At 64.0% G+C, this 22,667-nt stretch carries 18 protein-coding genes and 1 tRNA gene; 18 read left to right on the top strand and 1 reads right to left on the bottom strand.

The window, feature by feature from the left end; translation table 11 throughout:
• The first annotated feature begins 51 nt into the window (after positions 1-51).
• Together G3I74_RS13065 and G3I74_RS13070 are read left to right on the top strand one after the other, a co-directional pair.
• Positions 52-429, top strand: a complete 378-nt coding sequence (locus tag G3I74_RS13065; protein ID WP_203594740.1) for a BlaI/MecI/CopY family transcriptional regulator — start codon at positions 52-54, stop codon at positions 427-429.
• Entirely contained in the window at positions 419-2,107 is a 1,689-nt protein-coding gene (locus G3I74_RS13070; RefSeq protein ID WP_164212043.1) for a M56 family metallopeptidase, read from the top strand. The genes G3I74_RS13065 and G3I74_RS13070 overlap by 11 nt, the downstream gene beginning before the upstream one ends.
• A 253-nt stretch (positions 2,108-2,360) precedes the next feature.
• Here the strand turns inward: G3I74_RS13070 and G3I74_RS13075 are convergent.
• A tRNA-Pro gene (locus G3I74_RS13075) sits at positions 2,361-2,437 on the bottom strand.
• A gap of 204 nt (positions 2,438-2,641) precedes the next feature.
• Here G3I74_RS13075 and G3I74_RS13080 point away from each other — a divergent pair.
• The 16 genes from G3I74_RS13080 to ftsZ all read left to right on the top strand — a co-directional run bounded on the left by G3I74_RS13080 (position 2,642) and on the right by ftsZ (position 22,658).
• A complete protein-coding gene (locus G3I74_RS13080; protein ID WP_164212044.1) occupies positions 2,642-5,881 on the top strand; it encodes a TonB-dependent receptor in 3,240 nt (1,079 codons plus the stop codon).
• A 99-nt stretch (positions 5,882-5,980) separates the two neighbouring features.
• A complete protein-coding gene (gene ppnN / locus G3I74_RS13085) occupies positions 5,981-7,381 on the top strand; it encodes a nucleotide 5'-monophosphate nucleosidase PpnN (protein ID WP_164212045.1) in 1,401 nt (466 codons plus the stop codon).
• A gap of 211 nt (positions 7,382-7,592) precedes the next feature.
• Complete coding sequence (gene mraZ / locus G3I74_RS13090) at positions 7,593-8,045, top strand: division/cell wall cluster transcriptional repressor MraZ (protein ID WP_164212046.1); 453 nt, start codon at positions 7,593-7,595, stop codon at positions 8,043-8,045.
• A gap of 5 nt (positions 8,046-8,050) precedes the next feature.
• Entirely contained in the window at positions 8,051-8,995 is a 945-nt protein-coding gene (rsmH, locus tag G3I74_RS13095; protein WP_164212047.1) for a 16S rRNA (cytosine(1402)-N(4))-methyltransferase RsmH, read from the top strand.
• Positions 8,992-9,258: a cell division protein FtsL gene (gene ftsL / locus G3I74_RS13100; RefSeq protein WP_164212048.1), complete on the top strand. Its 267-nt coding sequence runs from the start codon at positions 8,992-8,994 to the stop codon at positions 9,256-9,258. The genes rsmH and ftsL overlap by 4 nt, the downstream gene beginning before the upstream one ends.
• Positions 9,255-10,952 carry a peptidoglycan D,D-transpeptidase FtsI family protein gene (locus G3I74_RS13105; protein WP_164212049.1) on the top strand — a complete coding sequence of 566 codons (1,698 nt, stop codon included), beginning with the start codon at positions 9,255-9,257 and terminating at the stop codon, positions 10,950-10,952. Before ftsL ends, G3I74_RS13105 begins: the two co-directional genes overlap by 4 nt.
• Positions 10,949-12,403: a UDP-N-acetylmuramoyl-L-alanyl-D-glutamate--2,6-diaminopimelate ligase gene (locus tag G3I74_RS13110; protein ID WP_164212050.1), complete on the top strand. Its 1,455-nt coding sequence runs from the start codon at positions 10,949-10,951 to the stop codon at positions 12,401-12,403. The genes G3I74_RS13105 and G3I74_RS13110 overlap by 4 nt, the downstream gene beginning before the upstream one ends.
• On the top strand, positions 12,403-13,734 hold the full coding sequence (locus tag G3I74_RS13115; protein ID WP_239056900.1) for a UDP-N-acetylmuramoyl-tripeptide--D-alanyl-D-alanine ligase: 1,332 nt from the start codon (positions 12,403-12,405) through the stop codon (positions 13,732-13,734). The genes G3I74_RS13110 and G3I74_RS13115 overlap by 1 nt, the downstream gene beginning before the upstream one ends.
• Positions 13,734-14,810 carry a phospho-N-acetylmuramoyl-pentapeptide-transferase gene (gene mraY, locus G3I74_RS13120; RefSeq protein ID WP_164212051.1) on the top strand — a complete coding sequence of 359 codons (1,077 nt, stop codon included), beginning with the start codon at positions 13,734-13,736 and terminating at the stop codon, positions 14,808-14,810. The genes G3I74_RS13115 and mraY overlap by 1 nt, the downstream gene beginning before the upstream one ends.
• A 7-nt stretch (positions 14,811-14,817) precedes the next feature.
• Positions 14,818-15,999, top strand: coding sequence for a putative lipid II flippase FtsW (gene ftsW, locus G3I74_RS13125; RefSeq protein ID WP_164212052.1), 1,182 nt, complete (start codon positions 14,818-14,820; stop codon positions 15,997-15,999).
• Positions 15,996-17,057, top strand: a complete 1,062-nt coding sequence (gene murG, locus G3I74_RS13130) for an undecaprenyldiphospho-muramoylpentapeptide beta-N-acetylglucosaminyltransferase (protein WP_164212053.1) — start codon at positions 15,996-15,998, stop codon at positions 17,055-17,057. Before ftsW ends, murG begins: the two co-directional genes overlap by 4 nt.
• A gap of 29 nt (positions 17,058-17,086) precedes the next feature.
• Positions 17,087-18,484, top strand: a complete 1,398-nt coding sequence (murC, locus tag G3I74_RS13135; protein ID WP_164212157.1) for a UDP-N-acetylmuramate--L-alanine ligase — start codon at positions 17,087-17,089, stop codon at positions 18,482-18,484.
• Positions 18,481-19,407 (top strand): D-alanine--D-alanine ligase, encoded by a 927-nt coding sequence (locus tag G3I74_RS13140; RefSeq protein WP_164212054.1) that lies wholly within the window; start codon positions 18,481-18,483, stop codon positions 19,405-19,407. Before murC ends, G3I74_RS13140 begins: the two co-directional genes overlap by 4 nt.
• The gene (locus G3I74_RS13145; RefSeq protein WP_164212055.1) at positions 19,404-20,123 is read left to right on the top strand and encodes a cell division protein FtsQ/DivIB; all 720 of its coding nucleotides are present in this window, start codon (positions 19,404-19,406) and stop codon (positions 20,121-20,123) included. The genes G3I74_RS13140 and G3I74_RS13145 overlap by 4 nt, the downstream gene beginning before the upstream one ends.
• A complete protein-coding gene (gene ftsA, locus G3I74_RS13150) occupies positions 20,116-21,345 on the top strand; it encodes a cell division protein FtsA (RefSeq protein WP_164212056.1) in 1,230 nt (409 codons plus the stop codon). The genes G3I74_RS13145 and ftsA overlap by 8 nt, the downstream gene beginning before the upstream one ends.
• Positions 21,346-21,488: 143 nt before the next feature.
• Positions 21,489-22,658, top strand: coding sequence for a cell division protein FtsZ (ftsZ, locus tag G3I74_RS13155; protein WP_164212057.1), 1,170 nt, complete (start codon positions 21,489-21,491; stop codon positions 22,656-22,658).
• The last annotated feature ends 9 nt before the right edge of the window (positions 22,659-22,667 follow it).

The following is a 22,667-nucleotide window of genomic DNA, read 5'->3' on the forward strand; positions in this document are numbered from 1 at the left end:
TTCAGATTACGCCTGTAAACTCAAATTAAATTACATCTGTAATCAACCATAATGAAGTCGATCCGAATTTCCGAAGCCGAAAGCCGGGTGATGCGATATCTCTGGGATTGCGGGTCGGCGACGGCCTCGGAGGTTGTTGACGCGCTCGCCGAAGCCAACGACTGGACCGAGGCGACGGTCAAGACCCTGCTCAACCGGCTCAAGAACAAGGGCGCGCTGGCCGTTCGTGCCGACGGGCGGCGCTATGTCTACACACCAAAGCTGGTCCGGGAGGACTGGTTGCTGGACGAGAGCACCGATCTGGTCGACCGGCTATTCGACGGTCGACTGGCACCCCTGGTGTCCCATTTCTCCAGCCATGGTCGGCTGTCTGACAGCGACTTGGCTGAACTGCGGGCTCTGATCGAGCGGCTGGACGATGGCCGTTGATCTGCTGGCGCTGCTGCTGGAAGCCACGCTGCTGACTACTGCGGCGGTTATTGCTGTCTTGCTGCTGCGAGGTGCCTGGACAAGGCTGTTCGGGGTCCGTGCAGCGATTTTGGTCTGGCTTATCGTGCCTCTGGCTGCATTGGTTGCGCTTGCGCCTGATCGGATGGTGGAAGACTCGGAAACCCTGGCCATCACGATACCGTTCGACGGCTGGTTGCCGGTTCAGGAGCCCGCAACACTCGCTCCCCCCGATTCTGCCGGTGTCTTGCCATTTCTTGCTGAATTCGTCCTTCTCTGCTGGGTCGTGGGCGCGATGGCGATGCTCGGCCTGCTGGCGATCCGCCAGCGAAGATTCCGCAGCGGCCTTGGTCGTCTGAGTGCTGGCGGAGGATGCCTGTGGGTGAGCGAAAGAAGGGATATCGGTCCCCTGGTGCTTGGGGCGATCTCACCCAAAGTCATCGTGCCGCCGGACTTCGCTGATCGCTTTGACACCCGTCAGCGCCGCCTCATGCTGGCCCACGAGTATGCCCACCTGCGGCGCGGCGACCCGGCCTGGAACCTCGTGTCTGCGGCTCTTCGCTGTCTGTTCTGGTTCAACCCGTTGATCCACCTGGCGGCGAATCGTTTCCGACGCGATCAAGAACTGGCCTGCGATGCCCGGGTACTCGAGTCTCGACGGCGGTCGCATCGCAGCTACGCCGCTGCCTTGCTCGCCCTTGAGCAGAACGATCAGAGTTACCCGGCGCTGGCCTTTGGTCCGCACCCACTGAAGGAGAGAATCATGCAGATATCGACCATGAAGCACTTCACGCCGTATCGCCGCAGAGTGGGCGCACTGGCAGCCCTGGTGATGGGCGCAGGTCTTGCGGCCGCGGCCTGGGCGGCCACACCAGCCACGGAAGGCGCCCTGGACGTGGCTTCTGGCGAGGAGAGTTCAGAGTTCTTCGCTTTCGACGTTGAAGTGACTGTCGGCGGCCAGACAGGCGGCGGGAGGTTGTCGCTGACGGGCGAGAAGGCGCAAGTCATTCACCGTGGCGCTGACCCTATCCTGATGGCGCGGGAGACGCTGACGATCAGTTACGATGAGGAAGAGCCGGGCTGGCGGGCCGAGGTGACCATCGGTCACCACAGCGAAGAGCAGTTTTTTGTTCAAGCCGAAGTTTGGCAGGATGGCCTGCTCAAGCGCACACCCAGCATGCTGATGGGTAAGGAAGCTTCGGCGCATATTGAGATATCCGGCTCGGAATCTGGAGGCCAGGACTTCCGTCTGAAATTGACCCCCGTTTCCCAGGATCGGATCAGCGCCCTGACTGCGCCTTTACCGGTCGAGGAATGGCCTGACGAGATTCTGGAGATGATGGCTGCAATGCCAAAAAGCTACAGCGGAGATCTCTCCATTTCGGAACTCGTGGAGCAAGTAACGGCGGCTCAAGGGCTGGAAGGCTCGAGTATGGCTTCAGTCACCTTCACTCTTCCAGTCGGTCAAGACGATAAAGCTCGCGATGAGACCGCAGCGGAAATGGATGGCGCGGAGGCCTCTGCGGTCATCCCGTTTTCCCGTGAACAGTATTACGAGAGCAACCCCGATACTGACGTGCCGTTTCCTGTGCATGTTGAGCGAGAGATGCTGCGGGTCATTGAAGCCGAGAACGCCAAATCCGCTTCCCGCGCCGATTAAGATCAAGCTACCGGCAGACAACTGAATCGAAGTGTCGTCCCTCTGATTGGCATTGAAACACCCAGCGGCCTTGGCTGCGGGCATGCCCCATGTGCCGTCAGGATGCGCACTAGGGTGGGCACAGACCCACCCTGTTGCACCAAAACAACAAACCAGACGCTGCGTCTTGGGGTATGGTTGGAGAGGGTAGCGGCGGTAAGTTGCTGATTTTGAAAAAAGCCAACCGATTGGCTGGCTTTTTGGCTTTGAAACCTGGTCGGGGTGAGAGGATTTGAACCTCCGGCCCCTGCCTCCCGAAGACAGTGCTCTACCAGGCTGAGCTACACCCCGACGAAGCCGAGTATTGTAGCCCTGCTCGGTCTCGTGGGCAAGCGATTTGGCGGGATTTCAGAAAAGTTCGCAATTTCTTCCTGCGGGGTTAATTTTCTGTAATAAATGGCGGATAATATGTCCGCTGTCGGTGGCCGATCGCGGCTCCGGCAGCCCCGCGCGTGCGGGACGTCCTTCATTTGATCCACAAGGCTGGAGCGAAAAATGTTCAAAGTGCGAAGTACCGCGATGATCCTGGTCATCGCCCTGCTGCTTGCCGGACAGGCAATGGCGCAGCTCACCTCATCCAACCTCAGGGGGCAGGTGGTGACCTCGGACGGCTCGCCCGTCGCCGAGGCCACGGTCCAGATCCTGCACGTGCCCTCAGGCACCGTCGCTCAGGCAACCGCCTCGAGTACGGGCCAGTTCTTCCAGAGCGGTCTGCGCGTGGGTGGCCCCTATCAGCTGACCGTTACGCGCGAGGGCTTCGAGCCCACCGTCGTTGAAGACGTGTTCCTGGATCCGGGTTCGCAGGATCCGATTCGCGTAGCCATCGACCGCACCGGCGAGGTTTCCGATCGCATCACGGTGATGGGAACCCGCTTCATGGAAGCCGCCGAACTCAACAGCGGCGTCGGCTCGGTCTTCAACGCCCAGGACATTCGCAACCAGCCCGGAACCGACCGCGACGTCATCAACACGCTGCTGCGTGATCCCCTGGCCCAGTCCAGCGGCGTGGGCAACCTGTCGGTCGCCGGCGTCAACCCGCGCTTCAACGGCCTTTCGATTGACGGCGCCTTGCAGCAAGACGACTTCGGCCTGGGCTCCAACACCTACGCTACCGAGCGTTCGCCGATCAACCTGGATGCCGTAGAGTCGGTTTCGCTGGTCGCGTCCGAGTACTCGGTCACCTCGACCGGCTTCACCGGCGGCCTGGTCAACATCGTCACCCGCTCCGGCAGCAACGAATTCCAGGGCAACGCCTACTACGCCTACAAAGACGATTCGATGATCGGGGACAAGTACGGCGATCGCACGTTCGATCCCGGTGAGGTCGACGAAAAGGAATACGGTTTCACCGTTAGCGGCCCGATTTTGGAAGATCGCCTGTTTTTCTTCCTGTCTTATGACGAGTACGATTCGGCGTCGCCATATGACTTCACCAATTTCGACGCGCAAGATGGCCGCCAACCCGGCTTTTATGAAGCGCTCGGCAGTCTCATTGAGAATACCTACGGATTCGATCCGCTGGTGCCTGGACGCACCGGCAGCATTCCGGAGACCTCCGAGCGCATGCTGGCCAAGTTCGATTGGAACATCAGCGATGCCCACCGTGCCTCGTTCACCTACCAGAGCACTGAAGAAACCGGTACCAGCGTCGGTGGGGATGAATTCGAATCGGCCTGGTACGACATTCCGGTCGACCTGACGGCCTATACCGTTCAGCTGTTCTCCGACTGGTCGCCGAACCTTTCGACCACCGTTCGCATGAACTACAAGGAATTCGAGCGCGGTCAGAACTGTCGCGCCGGCGGCGGCGGACAATTCCAGTTCGAGCTTGACCCCAGCGACGTATCCGGTACACCTCTGGATGGCCTGCTTACCCAGCGGGAAAGAATCATTGCAGGCTGTGATCGTTTCCGTCACGCCAATGCCTATAACGATGACCGTCTGCAGTTTTTTGCATCGGCTGACTATGCTGTTGGCGACCACGTCATCACCTTCGGTGCCGATTACGAGCAGTTCAACCTGTTCAACCTGTTTGTTCAGAGTTCCAACGGCAACTTCGTTTTCGATGATGTCGATCAGATTATCAATCGGTCGCCGAGCCGGGTGGACTACAACAACGCCACCACCAACGACGCAAACGATGCGGCGGCCGAATGGGGCTATGACAAGTGGGCCTTTTTCGTCGGCGACGAGTGGTCGGTCAGCCCGGACCTGCAGCTGAGCCTGGGTGTTCGCTACGAGCGGTTCAGCCAGAGCGACAAGCCGGTCTTCAGCCAGGAGATCTTCGATACCTACGGCGTGCGCACCGACAACAATCTCGATGGGCGTGACCTGTTCATGCCGCGTCTGGGCTTCCTCTACACTGGATTTGACCGCACCACCATCAGTGGTGGCGTCGGCCTGTTCGCCGGCGGCAGCCCGCAGGTCTGGATCTCCAATGCGTTCCAGGTGCCGACCAACTTCGCGCGGGTGGAGAACCCGACCAATGTGGATATCAACACGATTCCTCAGGAAGCGCTGGATGCGGTCGCGTCCGGCGGTGCTGGTGTGCCGATCGATTACATTGCCGACGGCTTCCGCATTCCCTCGGACTGGAAGGCCTCGCTGCGCTACGAGCGTGCGTTTGATCTGGGTGCCATGGGTGAAAACTACCGCTTCACCGCCCAGTACCTGTATACCCGCACCAACAAGGCGTTCCTGTGGCGTAACCTCGCCCAGACCGATCTGCCGGAAGCGCTGCCCACCGGCGTGGCCCCCGACGGTCGGCCTATCTACGCGGATCTGGAGGACCTCGGGATTGCCAACTTGACCGAGCTCGGCAACGCCGGTTCCGGCAGCAGCCATGTCTTTACTTTGGCGCTGGGCAAGGTGTTTGATAACGGGTTCGACGCCAACATCGCCTATGCCCACCAGAATGTGGATTTCGCCAGCGAAGGTGGCTCTTCGCGCGGTATTTCGAGCTGGCGCGGTGTTTTCGACGCCGACCGCAACAACCCCTCGCCGCGCACATCGGTTTACCAGGTCGATCATTCCTTCCGCATCAGCTTAGGGTATGAACGTCGCTTCTTCGGTGACCTGCTGACCCGGGTCGATGCCTTCGGCCAGATCACCAGCGGCGATGTCTGGAGTACGTCTTACAATATTGATAGTAACAACAGCCTGTTCGGCCGTGCCGGCCTGGGTGAAGGTCCGTTCAACAACAATCCCCTCTATATCCCGAATCCTGCGGGTGATCCGCTGGTGGTCTACGGTTCCGGCTTCGACCAGAGTGGTTTCTTCCAGTTTGTCGATGAAGAAGGTATCGCCACTGGTGGAATACATGATCCGTACTCCGAGACTGCCGACAAGTGGAACAATATCTGGGATCTTCGTTTTCAGCAGGAACTGCCGGGAATTCCAGGCCTGGACCGCTGGGCCAAGGACAATCGTTTCAGCCTGATTCTCGACATCGAGAACTTCCTGAACCTGCTGGATTCCGACTGGGGCAAGTTCTACAATGGCCCGAGATTTGGTCAGGCCGCCATCGTCGAGGCCGATCTGGTTTCGGCGGCAGATGTTGCTGAAAACGGTGTCGATGGCGCCACGGCGCTGACCGGTGATGCCCCGCGCACTACCTGCACCAGCGAGAGCGCCTGCGTGTATCGTTACAATTCCTTCCGTGGCCAGGACACGAACTTCACCAGCGGTCCGAACTCGGTTTATGAAATTCGTCTGACTTTGCGCTACGATTTCTGATCGATCGAGTCACTGTCGGGCCGATCCGGCCCGGCAGCTTGAACGCAAACGGCCAGTCTCGCGCTGGCCGTTTGCTTTTTATTCAAGGATAATCTGGCCATGGATGACTACACCAATACCGGCAATCTGAAAAACGCACCGCGGGTTTCGACCCAGGTCTACCCCTCCGGCAAGCTGACCATGCTCTCGCGCGAGGAGGTTGCGCGCCTGTCCGATGCCTCTCAGCAGGTCGGCGAGGTGCTGCGCCGCTGCGCCCTGGCGGTGCTCAATTCCGGCGAGCAGGGCGATGACGCCGAGTCCATGCTCGCCGCGTTCGAGGACTTCCGAATCGAGGTCCACCAGGTCAACCGCGGCATGCGCATCGACCTGCACAACGCGCCCGGCCATGCCTTTGTCGACGGCAAGATGATCCGCGGCATTCGCGAGCTGCTCTCGGCGGTGGTGCGCGACATCGTTTACTTCCACACCGAGATCGGCCCCAATCCGTATTTCGATCTCAACGAGCCCGAAGGCATCACCAATACGGTCTTCGAGATCCTGCGCAACGCCCAGCTGATGGACGCCCGGCGCGAGCCCAACCTGGTGGTTTGCTGGGGCGGGCACTCGATCAACCTCGAGGAATACGACTACACCAAGCGGGTCGGCTACCAGCTCGGCCTGCGCGGGCGCGATATCTGCACCGGCTGCGGTCCCGGAGCGATGAAGGGCCCGATGAAGGGCGCGACCATCGGCCACGCCAAGCAGCGCACCATTCCCGGTCACTACGTGGGGGTGACCGAGCCGGGTATCATCGCGGCCGAGTCCCCCAATCCCATCGTCAACGAACTGGTGATCCTGCCGGACATCGAAAAGCGCCTGGAGGCTTTCGTGCGCCTGGGTCACGGCATCGTGGTGTTCCCGGGCGGGGTAGGGACGGCCGAAGAAATCCTGTTCATTCTTGGGGTACTGCTCAATCCCGCCAATCGGGACGCGCCGTTTCCCCTGATCTTCAGCGGCCCGGCATCGGCCCGGGAGTATTTCGAGGACATCGATCGTTTCATCGGACTTACTCTGGGTGAGCCAGCCCAGTCGCAGTACGAGATCATCGTCAACGATCCGGCCGCCGTGGCGCGCTCAATGAGCGCGGGCATCGACCAGGTCCGCGACTGGCGGGTCGAGGCCAACGATGCCTTCTATTTCAACTGGCTGCTGGAGATTCAGCCGGAGTTTCAGCAGCCCTTCGAGGCCACCCACGAGGCCATGGCCGCGCTTGAAATCTCGCGCGACCTGCCAAGCCATCACCTGGCCGCCAACCTGCGCCGGGTGTTTTCAGGCATTGTCGCCGGCAACGTCAAGCCCAACGGTGTGCGTGCGATACGCGAACGCGGCCCGTTCGAGATCCGCGGTGAGTCCGACATCATGGACGCCCTCGATCAGCTGTTGCGCCGCTTCGTCGCCCAAAACCGGATGAAGCTGCCCGGCGGGGCGAGCTACGAGCCCTGCTACCGGATCGTCAGCTAGCCGAGAAACGGGTTCCGGTAACCGCTGACCGGCTTCCGGAACCCCAAACTCCAACCCCCATCCCCGAACGCGGAACCCGCCCGTCCCGCTGCCCCGGCAGGCCGTCGTGCCCGTCCGTTCCTCTTGACACCTTGCGCCTTCGCGACTATCGTGGCGATCAGTGGTAATTTGTGGGAATTAGTGGTTTAACGCCCCAGGAGCAGCATCGCCGGTGTTTTTCGGAGAGACCGCCATCAATCTGGACGCAAAGGGTCGCATGGCGATACCCACCCGGTATCGCGACGATCTGGGGTCGGTCTGCGCCAATCGGCTGGTGCTGACCTATTCGGCGTTCGATGCCGGTTGTCTGTGGTTGTACCCCGAGCCGGAGTGGGAGCGGGTGCGTGAGCAGGTCATGGGTCTGTCGACCTTCAACCCCAGTCATCGCAGCCTGCAGCGCCGCCTGGTCGGATCTGCGACCCAGAGCGAGCCCGACGGCAACGGTCGCCTGCTGCTGCCGCAGACCCTCCGCCAGGTTGCTGGCCTGGAAAAGCGGGTCGTGATGATGGGTATGGGTCAACGCTTCGAAGTCTGGAACGAGAACGTGCTCAACCAGCGACGGATCGAGGAAGAGCGCGAAATGCAGGAGCAGGCATCGCCCGAAATGGCCCAGCTGGTTCTGTAGCCGGCATGGGTGCAGTGCAACAACATGTGCCGGTGCTGCTGCAGCCGGCGCTTGATGCGTTGAATCTGACGCCGGGCGCAACGGTGGTGGACGCAACCTACGGCCGTGGCGGCCACAGCGCGGCGATCCTCGAGCAGCTGGGATCGAAAGGTCGGTTGCTTGTGATGGATCGGGATCCGGCCGCTGTCGAGCACGCCAGGCGCCGGTTTGACGGCGACGCCAGGGTGACGGTCTGGCACGGCAGTTTCGCCGATCTGGCCGAGTTGGTCCGGGACGAGGCGTTGACCGGACTGGTTGACGGGTTGCTGGTCGATCTTGGCGTCTCGTCGCCGCAGCTCGATCAGCCCGAACGCGGTTTCAGTTTCCGCGAAGACGGACCGCTGGACATGCGGATGGATCCTTCCAGCGGCGAACCGGCCTCGGACTGGCTGGGACGGGTCGATGAGAACGAACTGACGCGGGTGATCCGCGATTACGGCGAAGAGCGCCATGCGCGCAGGATTGCAAGGACCATCGTGAGGGAACAAGCGCAACAGGCGATCACCGGCACCGCCCGCCTGGCAGCGGTTGTGGCGTCGGCCGCCGGTCGTTCGGCCGATAAGGTGCATCCTGCCACCCGCACCTTCCAGGCCATCCGTATCCACGTCAACGACGAGCTGGGCTCGCTGGAGCGCCTGCTGGAGCAGGGCGTGGAGGTGCTGGCGCCCGGCGGCCGGTTCGTGGTCATCAGCTTCCATTCGCTCGAGGATCGGCGGGTCAAGCAGGCCTGGACGCGGCTGTCGCGGCCGCCGGCGGCCTCGCGTCGCCATCCCGTGGCGCCGTCTTTTCATCCGCGCCTGCGCCTGGTTGGCAAGCTGGTGCGGCCAGACGAGCAGGAATGCGCGCAAAATCCCAGGGCGCGCAGCGCGCGCATGCGCGTGGCCGAGAAGCTCCCCGAGGTGGCGGCATGATTCGCTGGCTGGCGTTCTTCCTGGTTCTCGGCCTGCTGCTGGCCTCGGCGATTGGCGTGGTTGCCCTGCGGCACGAGTCCCGCCAGCTTTTCGCCGCCCTGCAGGAGGCCGGGGCCGAGCGTGACCAGGCGCGAGTGGAATGGAGCCGGCTGCAGCTTGAGCAGGCCTGGTTGGCCGAGGCCGGTCGGGTGGAGCGCGAAGCCCGCGACCAGCTGGGCATGACCTTGCCCGAGCGGACGGGAGTCCTGGTGGAGACGCAATGAGCGACAAGCGCCCTCGCAACGTTTCGGTGTTCAGGGTCTGGCTGACCGCGGCGGTCATGCTGCTCGCCGCCGGCGTGCTGGTCGCCCGCGCGGTCAATCTGCAGGTCACCGACACGGAGTTCTTGCAAAGCCAGGGCGAGGCGCGCTTCCTGCGCCAGGTTGAAATTCCGACCGTTCGCGGCAGCATTCTGGACCGCAACGGCGAGCCGCTGGCGGTGTCCACGCCGGTGGCCTCGGTCTGGGCGCATCCGGGCGAGTTGCTGCAGGCGTCCGATCGACTGGCGGAGCTCGCCCAGCTGCTGGATACCCCCGCCGATGAGCTGGAGCGGCGCCTGACCCAGCGCGCCACGCGCGAGTTTGTCTGGCTGCGGCGCCGGGTTCATCCGGACCTGGCCGAGCAGGTCGCTGAACTGGCCATCCCGGGTGTTTTCCTGCAAAGCGAGTACCGGCGCTTCTATCCGGCCGCCGAGGTGACTTCTCAGGTATTGGGTTTTACCAACATCGATGATTCCGGTCAGGAAGGTCTTGAGCTGGCCTATGACTCCTGGCTGCAGGGTGAGCCTGGCGCGAAGCGGGTGATCAAGGATCGTCTCGGTCGGGTGGTACAGGATGTAGAGCTCATTCGCGACGCTCGTCCCGGCCGCGATCTGCAGCTGACCATTGACCGGCGCCTGCAGTATCTGGCTTTCCGCCAGCTCAAGCAGGGCATCGCCGAGGTGGGTGCACGCTCCGGATCGGTCGTTGTGCTGGATGTGACCAACGGCGAGATCCTCGCCATGGTCAATTTTCCTTCCTACAACCCCAATACCTCGGTTCGGGCGGTGGGGGAGGGCATTCGTAACCGTGCCATGACCGATGTGCTCGAGCCGGGTTCGGTGATCAAGCCGTTTGCCGTGGCCGCGGCGATGGAGGCCGGGCTGGCCTCGCCGGACATGCCGGTCGATACCTCGCCGGGCACCCTGCGAGTTTCGGGTCATACGATTCGCGATGTGCGCGACTTCGGCGAGACCACGGTGGAGGGACTGCTGGTGAAATCCTCCAATGTCGGGGTTGTCCAGCTGGTGCTGTCGATGGACGCCCGTCACCTGTGGGGCCTGTATTCGCGCCTGGGGTTCGGGGCCGTGACGGGGACCGGTTTTCCCGGTGAATCGGCGGGTGTTCTGCGCGACTACGAGCGCTGGCGCAAGCTGGAGCAGGCAACGCTGGCCTACGGCTACGGTCTTTCGGTGACACCGCTGCAGCTGGTTCGGGCCATGGCAGCTATCGCCGATGAAGGGCGGCTGCACCAGCCAAGTTTCATCGCTGGCGCCGATAATCCCGTGCAGTCGGTCATGGATCCGGCCCTGGCCCGGGATCTGCAGGACATGCTCGAAGCGGCCACCGGACCCGAGGGCACCGGCGGTCTGGCCCGCGTGCCCGGCTATCGGGTCGCGGGCAAGACCGGGACGACTCGCATGGTCGGCACGGCTGGTTATGAATCGCGTTACGTCGCCAGCTTTGCAGGCTTCGCGCCCGTATCCCGGCCCCGGCTGGCAGCGGTAGTCGTCATCAACGATCCGGCTAGCGATCGCTATTACGGCGGCCAGGTAGCGGCACCGATTTTCGGCCAGGTCATGGCTGCTGCGCTGCGTTTGTTCAGCGTGCCCCCGGATGATTTGACGGGCCTGCTTGCCGCTGCCGGAGACGAGACATGAGCGCAAGCGGCCTAACCATGCAGTGGACCGAATTGCTCGACGGCGTGGCCCGACCGTCTGATCAGGTCTTGCTGGATGATCTGTGCCTGGATTCGCGCCATTGCGGGCCGGGCAGCGTGTTTGTTGCCCTTGCCGGTGAACACGGTCACGGCCTGGAGTATCTCGATCAGGCTCTTGCCGCCGGGGTCGTCGGCGTCCTGCATGACGGTCAACGGGAACTGCCGCACTGTCCGGTGCCGGCGGTCGAAGTGCCTGGGCTGGCCGACCGTCTTCCGCTTTTGGCCCGGCGCTTTTTTGGTTCGCCTGGCGACATGGACCTGGTGGCCGTGACCGGTACCAACGGCAAGACGTCGGTGGCCTGGCTGCTGGCCCAGGCCCTGGATGCGGCGATGCTCGGCACCCTGGGGCTGGGGCGGCCCGGCGCCGAGCGACCGGGCACCCACACCACGCCCGATCTGCTCAGCGTGTACCGGGCGCTTGCAGCGCTTCGGGCCGAAGGCCACAAACGAGTAGTCCTGGAGGCGTCTTCGCACGCGCTGGCCCAGGATCGCCTGGCCGGACTGGCGTTTTCCTGCGTGGTCTTTACCGGCCTCGGGCACGATCATCTTGATTACCACGCCGATCTCGAAGCGTATTTCGAGGCCAAGGCGCGGCTGTTCAGTGATTATCCCAGCAATCGACAGATCATCAATCTGGACGACCCGCACGGTCGCCAGCTGGCCGACCGCCTTGGCGATCGGGAGGGGGTGCTTGGCTATTCGCTGACAAACCGGCCCTCGGCCGCTCGGCTACGGCCGCTGCGGCTGGACCTGGCGGGCCTGGAGGTGCAGGCCCGCCTGCCGGGCGCGGATGTGATCCTGCGCAGCCCCCTGATCGGGCGGATCAACCTTCACAACATCGCCATCGTGGCCCTGGAGCTTTACGCACGCGGTCTGAAGCTGGCCGAAATCCAGGCCCGCGTCGCCGCGCTGGCACCCGTGCCGGGCCGGATGCAGGTGGTGGCGGACGGCAACGGCCGGCGCGCGATCATCGATTACGCGCATACGCCGGACGCGCTGGAACAGGCGCTGACCAGCCTGCGCGAGCTCGGCGCTGATCGAATCTGGTGCGTGTTCGGCTGCGGCGGCGAGCGCGACCGGGCCAAGCGCCCGATGATGGGCCGGGTGGCCGAATCCCTGGCCGACCGCGTCATCCTGACCGACGACAATCCGCGCAGCGAGAACGGCACCGCGATCATCCGTGAGATCCAGGCCGGCATGCGTCACCCCGAGCGCAGCCGGGTATTGCGGAACCGGGTCGATGCCATTCGCATTGCACTGGCCGAGTGCGAGCCGGGTGACTTGGTGCTGATCGCCGGCAAGGGGCACGAGACGGTGCAGTGGATCGGGGATCAGGCGCACGCTCACTCCGACGCGACGGTTGTTCGCGAGGCGCTGGAGGAGGTGGCCTGATGCGGATGCTACTGAGCGAAATCGCCGAGTGCACCGGCGGTCGGATGATCGGACCGGAGGTCGAGATCGGTGGCATGACCCACGACAGTCGCCACGTTCGTCCCGGGGATCTGTTCGTAGCCCTGCCGGGCGAGCGCCGCGACGGCCACGATTTCGCCCGCAAGGCGATCGAACAGGGCGCTGCGGCCGTCCTGGGCGCGCGATCGCTCGGTGATGATGTTTCCCAGGTGCAGGTGGCCGATCCGCTGCTGGCCATGGGGCAGATTGCCGCAGCCTGGCGGGCCCGGCTGCCGCTTCAGCTGGTCGGCATCACCGGTAGCAACGGCAAGACCACGGTCAAGGAAATGACCGCCGCGGTGCTGCCGGTGGCCGGCCCCACGGCGGCGACGCAGGGCAACTACAACAACGAAATCGGGGTACCGCTGACCCTGGCCGCGCTGTCTGAAGCACATCGTTACGCGGTGGTGGAGATGGGTGAGGCCCGGCCCGGGGACATTCGCTACCTTGCCGAAATGGCCCGACCGGCGGTCGGCGTGATCACCAACGCCGGCCCGGCGCATCTGGAGACCATGGGCAGCCTGGAAGGCGTGGCGCGGACCACCGGCGAACTGTTGACTGCGCTGCCGGACGACGGCGTTGCCGTGATCAACGCCGACGACCGTTTTGCCGACTTCTGGCGCGAGCTGGCTGCGCCCCGGCGCACCATCAGCTTTGGCATCAATGCCGAGGCGGACGTGCGCGGTATTCCCGATCAGGGCCGCCTGCGGATTCTGCTCGCCGACGGCGAGGTGATGTTCCGGCCGGCCCTGCCGGGTCGGCACAACCTGCTCAATGCGCTGGCTGCAGTTGCCGTGAGCCGTGCTCTGGACGTCAACACCGATGCCGCCATTAGCGCGCTGGAACAGATGACCGGGTTGCCCGGTCGCCTGCAGGTGCGCCACCATCCCGACGGCTGGACGCTGGTCGACGACACCTACAACGCCAACCCGGCTTCGCTGTACGCCGGGCTGCAGGTACTGGAAGAACTCGGCGGCGAGCGCTGGCTGGTGCTGGGTGACATGGCGGAGCTGGGTCCCGACACCGACAAACTGCACGCCGAGATGGGCCAGGCCGCCGCCGATCTGGGGGTGCGCCGGCTGTTCTGTCTGGGGCCCGTCAGCCGCAGCAGCTGTGAGGTCTTCGGCGACGGCGGGATGCATTTTGACTCCCACCGGGCCTTGCTGGAGGCGCTGCGCGGCGATCTCCACGCCGGCGTCAACTGCCTGGTCAAGGGCTCGCGCTCCATGGCCATGGAGCAGGTCGTCACCGGCCTGTTGAAGGGGGCGAACTGATGCTGGTCTGGCTGTTTGAGCAGGTCCTGTTGCTGGATGTCGCGCTGTTCGGTTTCATCACCTTCCGCACCATCATGGCCGCCCTGACCGCGATGGCGGTTTCTCTGGCCATCGGCCCGTTTTTCATCCGCCACATGATCGAGCGCCAGTATGGTCAGCCGATCCGCGACCTCGGGCCCGACACCCATCAGCTCAAGGCCGGAACGCCGACCATGGGTGGGGCGATGATTCTGATTGCCATCGTCGTCAGCACGCTGCTGTGGTCCGACATGGGCAACCGCTACGTCTGGACCGTGCTGTTTGTGACCGTCGCTTTCGGCCTGATCGGATTTGTCGACGACTATCGCAAGCTCAAGCTCAAAGACAGCGCCGGCCTGCCGGCGCGCTGGAAATACCTGCTCCAGTCGCTGGCCGCGCTAGGCGTCGGGGTGTTCCTCTATGCAAGCGCTGACGTGGCCGCCAACACCCAGCTGTTCGTGCCGTTTTTCAAGGACGTGGCCATTCCGCTGGGCCTGGGCTTCATCGTCCTGACCTATTTCGTCATCGTCGGCTCGTCCAACGCGGTCAACCTGACCGACGGGCTGGACGGGCTGGCGATCATGCCGGCGGTGTTCGTGGCCACGGGTCTGGGCATCTTTGCCTATGCCACCGGCAACACGGTATTTGCCGATTATTTGCAGATCGCGTACGTCCCCGGGGTCGGCGAGCTGGCGATCTTCTGCGCCGCGCTGGCCGGCGCCGGGCTGGGCTTTTTGTGGTTCAACACCTATCCGGCCTCGGTGTTCATGGGCGATATTGGCGCGCTGGCTGTGGGCGCCGCCCTGGGGCTGGTGGCGGTGGCTGTGCGCCAGGAAATCGTGTTTGTCGTGATGGCCGGGATTTTCGTCATCGAGACCCTGTCGGTGATCCTCCAGGTGGCCTCGTTCAAGCTCACGGGCAAGCGCATTTTTCGCATGGCGCCGATTCACCATCACTTCGAGCTCAAGGGCTGGCCCGAGCCGAAGGTGATCGTGCGCTTCTGGATCATTGCCGTGATGCTGGTCCTTGCCAGCCTGGCCACGCTGAAAATCCGGTGAGGCGACGATGAGCACAAGACGACAGGCCCATCGCTGGAAAGACGCGCCCCGCAGGGCGGGCCTGGATCCGGTGCTGCTGATCACTGCCAGCAGCCTGTTGGCCATTGGCGTGGTCATGGTGGCCTCGACATCGATCGCGATCGCCGAAAGCTATTCGGTAACGGTCTGGCATTTCGTCATCCGGCACTTGATCTATGTCCTCCTTGGCGTGGGGCTGACCATCGGCCTGCGCGTGGTCGGAACACGCCAGATCGAGAGGTTGGCACCGTTCGGTCTGGTCGCGGCGATCGCTGTCTTGTTGCTGCCGTTCATTCCGGGGCTGGGCCATGAAGTCAATGGCTCGACCCGCTGGATCAACCTGGGCGTAGCGCGCTTCCAGGTGGTCGAGGCCGCCAAGCTGTTGATCATCGTGTTCATTGCGCTGTATCTGGCGCGTCGGCCCGAGCTCGATCGGCGTGGCTTCGGCGACACGCTCAAACCGCTGCTGGCGGCCGGCCTGCTCGGCGTGATTCTGCTCAAGCAGCCCGATATGGGCTCGGCGGTCGTGATCGTGGCCATTGTCGGCGGCATGGTGTGGCTGGCCGGCGCGGCCTGGCGACATCTGTTCGTGCTCGGTCTGACCAGCCTGCCGCTGATTACGGTGGCCGCACTGGAGCCTTATCGCCTGCAGCGGGTGATGACGTTTGTCGATCCCTGGGCTGATCCTTTCAACGCCGGCTTTCAGCTCACCCAGGCGCTGATCGCGGTCGGCCGTGGCCAGATCACCGGTGTTGGTCTGGGCTCCAGCGTTCAGAAACTGTACTACCTGCCCGAGGCGCATACCGATTTCATTTTCGCGGTGCTCGCCGAGGAGTTCGGATTGCTCGGGATCGCCCTGGTCCTGGTCCTGTTCGGTCTGCTGGTTGGCCGTATTCTGCAGGTGGGCTTGAGGGCGCAGGCCATGGATCGGCCTTTCCAGGCCTTTTTGTGCTGGGGCGTGGGGCTGTGGATCGGCATCCAGGCCCTGGTCAGTATCGGGGTCAATCTGGGTCTGTTGCCCACCAAAGGACTGACACTGCCGCTGATTTCGGCCGGAGGCTCTAGCCTGATCATGACCATCCTGGGCATCGGCCTGGTCATCCGGGTGCAGTGGGAGTTGCAGCGCGAGACGCTGAGCCGGCCGCGCCGGCGGGAGCAGTGGGCGGTATGAGCGATCGCTCGGTCACGATCATGGCTGCTGGCACCGGGGGACATATTTTCCCGGGATTGGCCGTGGCCCGGACCCTGCGCGAACGCGGCGCGGAGGTACGCTGGCTGGGCACGCCGGCGGGCCTTGAAAACCGACTGGTACCCGCGGCTGGTCTCGAGCTGGACCGGATCCGTATTGCAGGCCTGCGCGGTCGCGGTCCGATGGGCTGGCTGCTGGCGCCGCTGCGCGTGGTTCGAGCCATGCTGCAGGCCCGCCGAATCTTTCGTCGCCAGCGTCCGGGCTGCGTGCTCAGCATGGGCGGCTACGTCGCCGGACCGGGGGGCGTGATGGCGCGAATGATGGGGATTCCGCTGGTCATCCACGAGCAGAATGCGCTGCCGGGACTTACCAACCGCCTGTTGCGGCCGCTGGCCAGCCGAGTGTTCACCGGTTTCCCGAACGGATTCCGGTCCGCCATTCACAGCGGCAACCCGGTGCGCGCCGACATTCTTGCTCTGCCGGCGCCGGCAGAGCGCGCCCGCGATCGCCGTGGCGCGCTGCGGCTGCTGGTTGTTGGCGGAAGCCAGGGTTCGGCCGCGCTGGGCAGGATCGTTCCCCGGGCGCTGGCGCTGTTGCCGGCCGAGCAGCATCCGCGTGTCCTGCACCAGGCCGGACGCCAGCTGGAAGCGACGCGGCAGGAATACGCTCAAAACGGTGTTGAAGCCGGGATCGTCGAATTCGTCGACGACATGGCGAGCGCCTGGGCTGACGCCGACCTGGCGATCTGCCGCGCGGGCGCCCTGACGGTGGCCGAGCTGGCCGCGGCGGGTGTCGCCAGCCTGCTGGTGCCGTATCCCCATGCCGTGGATGATCACCAAACGGCAAACGCCCGTTATCTCAGCGACGCCGGCGCGGCCTGGCTGGAGCCCGAGCGTGAACTCACCCCGGAGCGTGTGGCGACATATCTTTCCGAAGCCGACCGGTCCTCGCTGCTGGCCATGGCCGAGCGTGCCCGTTCCCTGGCCTGTGCCGATGCCGCTTCCTTGGTTGCCGAGGGCTGCCTGGAGGTGATGGAGTGAACCGCAAGCAGCGCCCGGCACCGAGCCTGATGCACCGGGTCCGCCAGATTCACCTGGTCGGGATCGGGGGTGCCGGCATGAGCGGTATCGCCGAGGTCCTGGTCAACCTGGGTTTTGCCGTCAGCGGCTCGGATCTGGCCGAGTCGGAAACCGTGCAGCGCCTGCGTCGGCTGGGTGTGGTCGTGCATTCGGGTCATCGGGCGAGCCATCTTGGTGAGGCCGACGTGCTGGTCGTTTCCGGTGCGGTGGCCGACGACAACGAGGAACTCTTGGCGGCCCGGACCCGGCGGATTCCGGTCGTGGCGCGGGCGGAAATGCTGGCGGAACTGATGCGCTTTCGCCAGGGCATCGCCGTGGCCGGGACCCACGGCAAGACCACGACGACCTCGCTTCTGGCCGGCATTCTCGCCCACGGTGGTCTGGATCCGACCTTCATCATTGGTGGGCTGGTCAATGCCTTCGGTTCACATGCCCGGCTCGGCGAGGGCCGGTATCTGGTCGCCGAGGCCGACGAGAGCGACGCGTCGTTCCTGCAGCTGCAGCCGGTGATCTCGGTGGTGACCAACATCGACCGCGACCACCTTGACGCCTACCAGGGAAGCTTCGATCGGCTGCAGCAGGCATTTCTGGAATTTCTCCACCACCTGCCTTTTTTCGGGGTGGCCGTGTTGTGCATTGATGACCCCCACGTCGCCCAGTTGGTGCCCGAGGTTGGACGCAACGTCGTGACCTACGGCTTTGATGAGGCGGCCGACGTGCGTGCCTCCGATCTGACCCAGGACGGTCGCAGCATGCGCTTTCTGCTGTGGTTGCCGGACCTGGAGGCCGGGGTCCCGGTGACGCTGACACAGCCTGGCCGACACAACGTCCAAAACGCCCTGGGTGCGGCGGCGGTGGCCTGGGAACTGGGGCTGGGTACGGACGCCATCACGGCCGGGCTGGCCGCGTTCGGCGGCATCGGTCGGCGCTTCGCCGAACTGGGTGAACTGGATTTCGGCGATCGCCGGGTTCTTGCTTTCGAGGACTACGGTCACCACCCCACCGAACTGGACGCGGTGCTCCAGGCCGCGCGCGCAGGCTGGCCGCAACGACGCCTGGTGCTGGTTTTCCAGCCGCATCGCTTTACCCGTACCCGCGATCAGTTCGACGCTTTTGCACGCGTGCTCGGGCTGGTCGATGAACTGGTCCTGGCCGATATCTACCCGGCCGGAGAGTCGCCGATTGCGGGAATTGATTCCGATGCCCTGGCGCGCGCGATTGGTCAGCGCAGCGAACTCACCGTTCATCGCCTCGGCGGGATCGACGAAGTGCCAGCCCTGCTGGAACAGCGCCTGCGCGATCAGGATCTGTTGCTGGTGATGGGTGCCGGCGACGTCGGTCGCCTCGGCGCTACCCTTCGCGCAATGGCGCCGGGAGAGAGCGCATGACCCGCCAGGAGGCACAGCGCCTGGGCCACGTAGCGCTGGTGGTCGGCGGCGACAGCGCCGAGCGCGAGATCTCGCTGCGCGGCGGACAGGCCGTGGCCCGGGGGCTGGAGGCCCTGGGCGTGCAGTTCAGCGTGGTCGACGGGCCGAGGCGCTTGCTCGAACAAGTCGCGGCCGGCCATTTCGATCGCGTGTTCAACCTGCTGCACGGTCGCGGTGGCGAAGACGGCGCGCTGCAGGGTGCGCTGCGCCTGTACGGTGTGCCCGTGACCGGTTCAGGGGTCCTGGGATCGGCGCTGACCATGGACAAGGTACAAACCAAGCGGGTCTGGCAGGCCTGTGATCTGCCCACGCCCGGCTGGCGCCTGGCAACGTCAACCGACCAGGTTGATGCCGTGCTTGGTGCGCTGAATCTGCCGCTGTTCGTCAAGCCTGCGCGCGAGGGCTCCAGCATCGGCATGAGCCGGGTCAATGAGCCCGAGCAGCTGGCGCCGGCGATTGAGCGTTCGCTGGCGCACGACGCCAGCGTGCTCGTTGAGCAGTTGATCGAAGGCCGGGAATTCACCGCTGCGGTTCTCGACGGCCATGTCCTGCCGTTGATCGAGCTCAGGACGGGACGTGAGTTCTACGACTACGAGGCCAAGTACGAGTCCGGGGACACCGAGTACGTTTGTCCGTGTGGTTTGCCGGAGGCGCTGGAGACGCGGCTGGCCCGGATCTGTCGAGAAGCTTTTGAGGTGGTCGGCGCGGCCGGTTGGGGTCGGGTTGATTTCATGCTGGACGAAGCAGAGCAGCCGTGGCTGCTGGAGGTCAACACGACGCCCGGAATGACCGAAAAATCACTGATGCCTATGGCCGCCCGGGCGGCCGGCATCGAATTCGAGGAGCTGGTATGGCGGATTCTCAACCGTTGCCGAATCGATTGAACAAGACACCCTTACTGGCGGGTCTGGTGGTCGTGGGCATCGTGCTGGTGGCCGGTCTTTGGCTACGCGCCGGGCTGATCGGCGCCGAGCGCTGGCCGGTGCGCTGGCTCGATGTGGAGGGTGAACTACACCGCACCAGCGCCGGCCAGATCCGCTCGGCGGCGGTGGGTCCGGCCTCGACGGGATTCTTTGCCACCGATCTCGATGCCGTCCGCGGCGCGGTCGAAGCGCTGCCGTGGGTGGCCGCCGCAACGGTGGGTCGACACTGGCCCGACGCCCTGCATATCCGCGTTGTTGAGCATCGCCCCGTGGCGCGCTGGAACGAAGATCGACTGCTCAGTGATCAGGGCAAGGTGTTCGAAGTCAGCGGCAGCAGCAGCATGCAGGGAATGGCGTCGCTTGAAGGTCCGGAAGCGCGGCGCGAGGAGGTGCTGGAAAACTGGCGCCTGATGCGGCGACGTCTGGCGGCCGTGGGCCAGGACATCAATCATGTGAGACTGGACGAACGGGGCGCCTGGACGGTTCGTCTCGACAGCGGGCAAATCCTGGCGCTGGGTCGCGAGAGTGTCCATGAACGCCTGGAGCGCTACGTTCTCGTCCACGACGAACTGCGCGCTCGGGGTCGACCGATTGCGCGGGTGGATTTGCGTTACACCAACGGGCTGTCGGTGCGCTGGGCCGACGAAGCCGGACCGGAGGTTGCACAACGTGGCTAAGCGGTCGGAAAAATCTCTGGTGGTCGGTCTGGACATTGGCACCAGCAAGATCGTGGCCATCGTCGGCGAGGTGCAGCCCGACGGGCAGGTCGAGGTCATCGGTCTGGGTTCTCATCCTTCGCGTGGACTCAAGCGCGGGGTGGTGGTCGACATCGAGTCCACCGAGCAGTCCATCCAGCGCGCAGTCGAAGAAGCCGAACTGATGGCCGACTGCGAGATTCATTCCGTTTTCGCCGGCATTGCCGGTTCGCACGTTCGATCGCTGAACTCGCACGGCGCGGTGGCGATCCGCGACAAGGAAGTCACTGACGGTGACCTGGAGCGGGTGCTCGAATCCGCGCGGGCCGTGGCGGTTCCGGCCGATCAGCGCATCGTTCATGTGTTGCCGCAGGAATACGTCATCGATTCCACCGATGGAATCCGACAGCCGGTCGGCATGTCCGGCGTGCGTCTGGAAGCGCGCGTTCACCTGGTAACTGCGGCGGTCAGCGCCGTGCAGAACGTGACCAAGTGCGTGGCCCGCTGCGGACTGCAGGTCGATGATCTGATTCTTCAGCAGCTGGCTTCCAGCTACGCTGTGTTGAGCGGAGACGAAAAGGATCTGGGAATCGCCCTGGTCGACATCGGCGCTGGCACGACGGATGTCGCGGTATTCACCGAGGGCGCCATCCGCCACACCTTGTGCATTCCGATCGCCGGCGACCTGGTCACCAATGACATTGCGGTGGCGTTGCGCACGCCGACCGTGCATGCCGAGGAAATCAAGATCAAGTACGCCTGCGCCCTGGAGCAGATGGCCGGCAGCGACGAGACCATCCAGGTTCCGAGTGTCGGCGATCGCCCGCCACGGCGCCTGGAGCGTCAGACCCTGGCCCAGGTCGTCGAGGCGCGCTACCGCGAGCTGTTCAACCACGTCCACAAGCACCTGCGCCAGTCGGGATTCGAGTCCATGATCCCGGCCGGACTGGTCCTGACCGGTGGCGGGTCGAAAATGGAAGGCGTGGTTGAACTGGCCGAAGAAATTTTGCATATGCCGGTTCGCCTGGGCAGTCCACACGGCGTGGTCGGATTGTCCGACGTGGTCAACAACGAAATCCACGCCACCGGTGTGGGGCTGCTGCTCTACGGCAGCCGCATGGAAGGCGGCCGCAGCAGCCTGATCAGCCGCGGACGCGAAGGAATCTGGAGCCGGATCAAGAGCTGGTTCCAGGGAGAGTTCTAGATGAAAGAAAGATGTTCCTGCGGTCAAGCCCTGGGCCGGTGGTGCAAAGCACCCGGCAAGAGGTGCGAACCACCGGCCGCTCTTGAGCGGGCCTTTTCCGAATATCCGTTGATTGTTGAATGACTGAGCGAGGAGTGCACGAAATGCCTTTTGAACTGATCGAGAACTACAACCCGGGAGCCACCATCAAGGTGGTCGGAATAGGCGGCGGCGGCGGCAATGCCGTCAACCAGATGGTCGATGCCGATATCGAAGGCGTGGAGTTTATCTGCGTGAACACCGACTCTCAGGCGCTGCGCAATTTCGCCGGCAAGGCGAGCCTGCAGATCGGATCCAGCGTCACCAAGGGTCTGGGCGCCGGGGCCAATCCGGAGGTCGGCCGCCAGGCCGCGCTGGAGGATCGCGACCGCATCAGCGAAATGCTGTCGGGCTGCGATATGGTCTTCATCACCGCCGGCATGGGCGGGGGTACCGGCACGGGGGCGGCACCGGTGATTGCCCAGACCGCCAAGGAAATGGGCATTCTGACCGTGGCCGTGGTGACCAAGCCGTTTCCGTTCGAGGGCCAGCGCCGCATGGCGATTGCCCAGCAGGGTATCGACGAGCTTGGCCATCACGTCGATTCGCTGATCACCATCCCCAACGCCAAGCTGCTGAGCGTGCTCGGTGACGAAGTGTCGCTGCTCAATGCCTTCAAGGCTGCCAATCAGGTGCTCTCCGGCGCCGTCCAGGGCATCGCTGAACTGATTACCCGTCCTGGGCTGATCAACGTCGATTTTGCCGACGTGCGCACGGTCATGAGCGAGATGGGCATGGCCATGATGGGGGCCGGCAGCGCCTCGGGTGAAGACCGGGCGCTGATGGCGGCCCAGGCGGCGATTGGCTCGCCGCTGCTTGAAGACGTCAACCTTAACGGTGCCTGCGGCATCCTGGTCAACGTCACTGCCGGCATGACCCTGACCATGAAGGAATTCGAAGAAGTGGGCACGACCATTGCCGACCTGGCCAGCGAAGACGCCACCGTGGTCATCGGCACCGTGATCGACCCCGACATGGGCGACGAGATCCGGGTGACCGTGGTCGCTACCGGCCTGGGTGAGGTTCGGCCACGGGTCCAGGAAAGACCGGTTCGGGTGGTCCGGACAGGGACCGACAATCAGCCGGTCTTCCAGGACCGCGAAGAGGAAGACCAGCGTCCGGTGCGGACGGGCCCCGACAGCAGTGACGGTCCGGAAAACCGTCGCTTGTTCGGTGAACAAAAGGAACTCGATTACCTTGATATTCCGGCTTTTTTGCGCAATCAGGCCGATTGATCGACGGTG

Origin of the sequence: Wenzhouxiangella limi, assembly GCF_010499265.1 — a bacterium.
GTDB lineage: Bacteria > Pseudomonadota > Gammaproteobacteria > Xanthomonadales > Wenzhouxiangellaceae > Wenzhouxiangella > Wenzhouxiangella limi.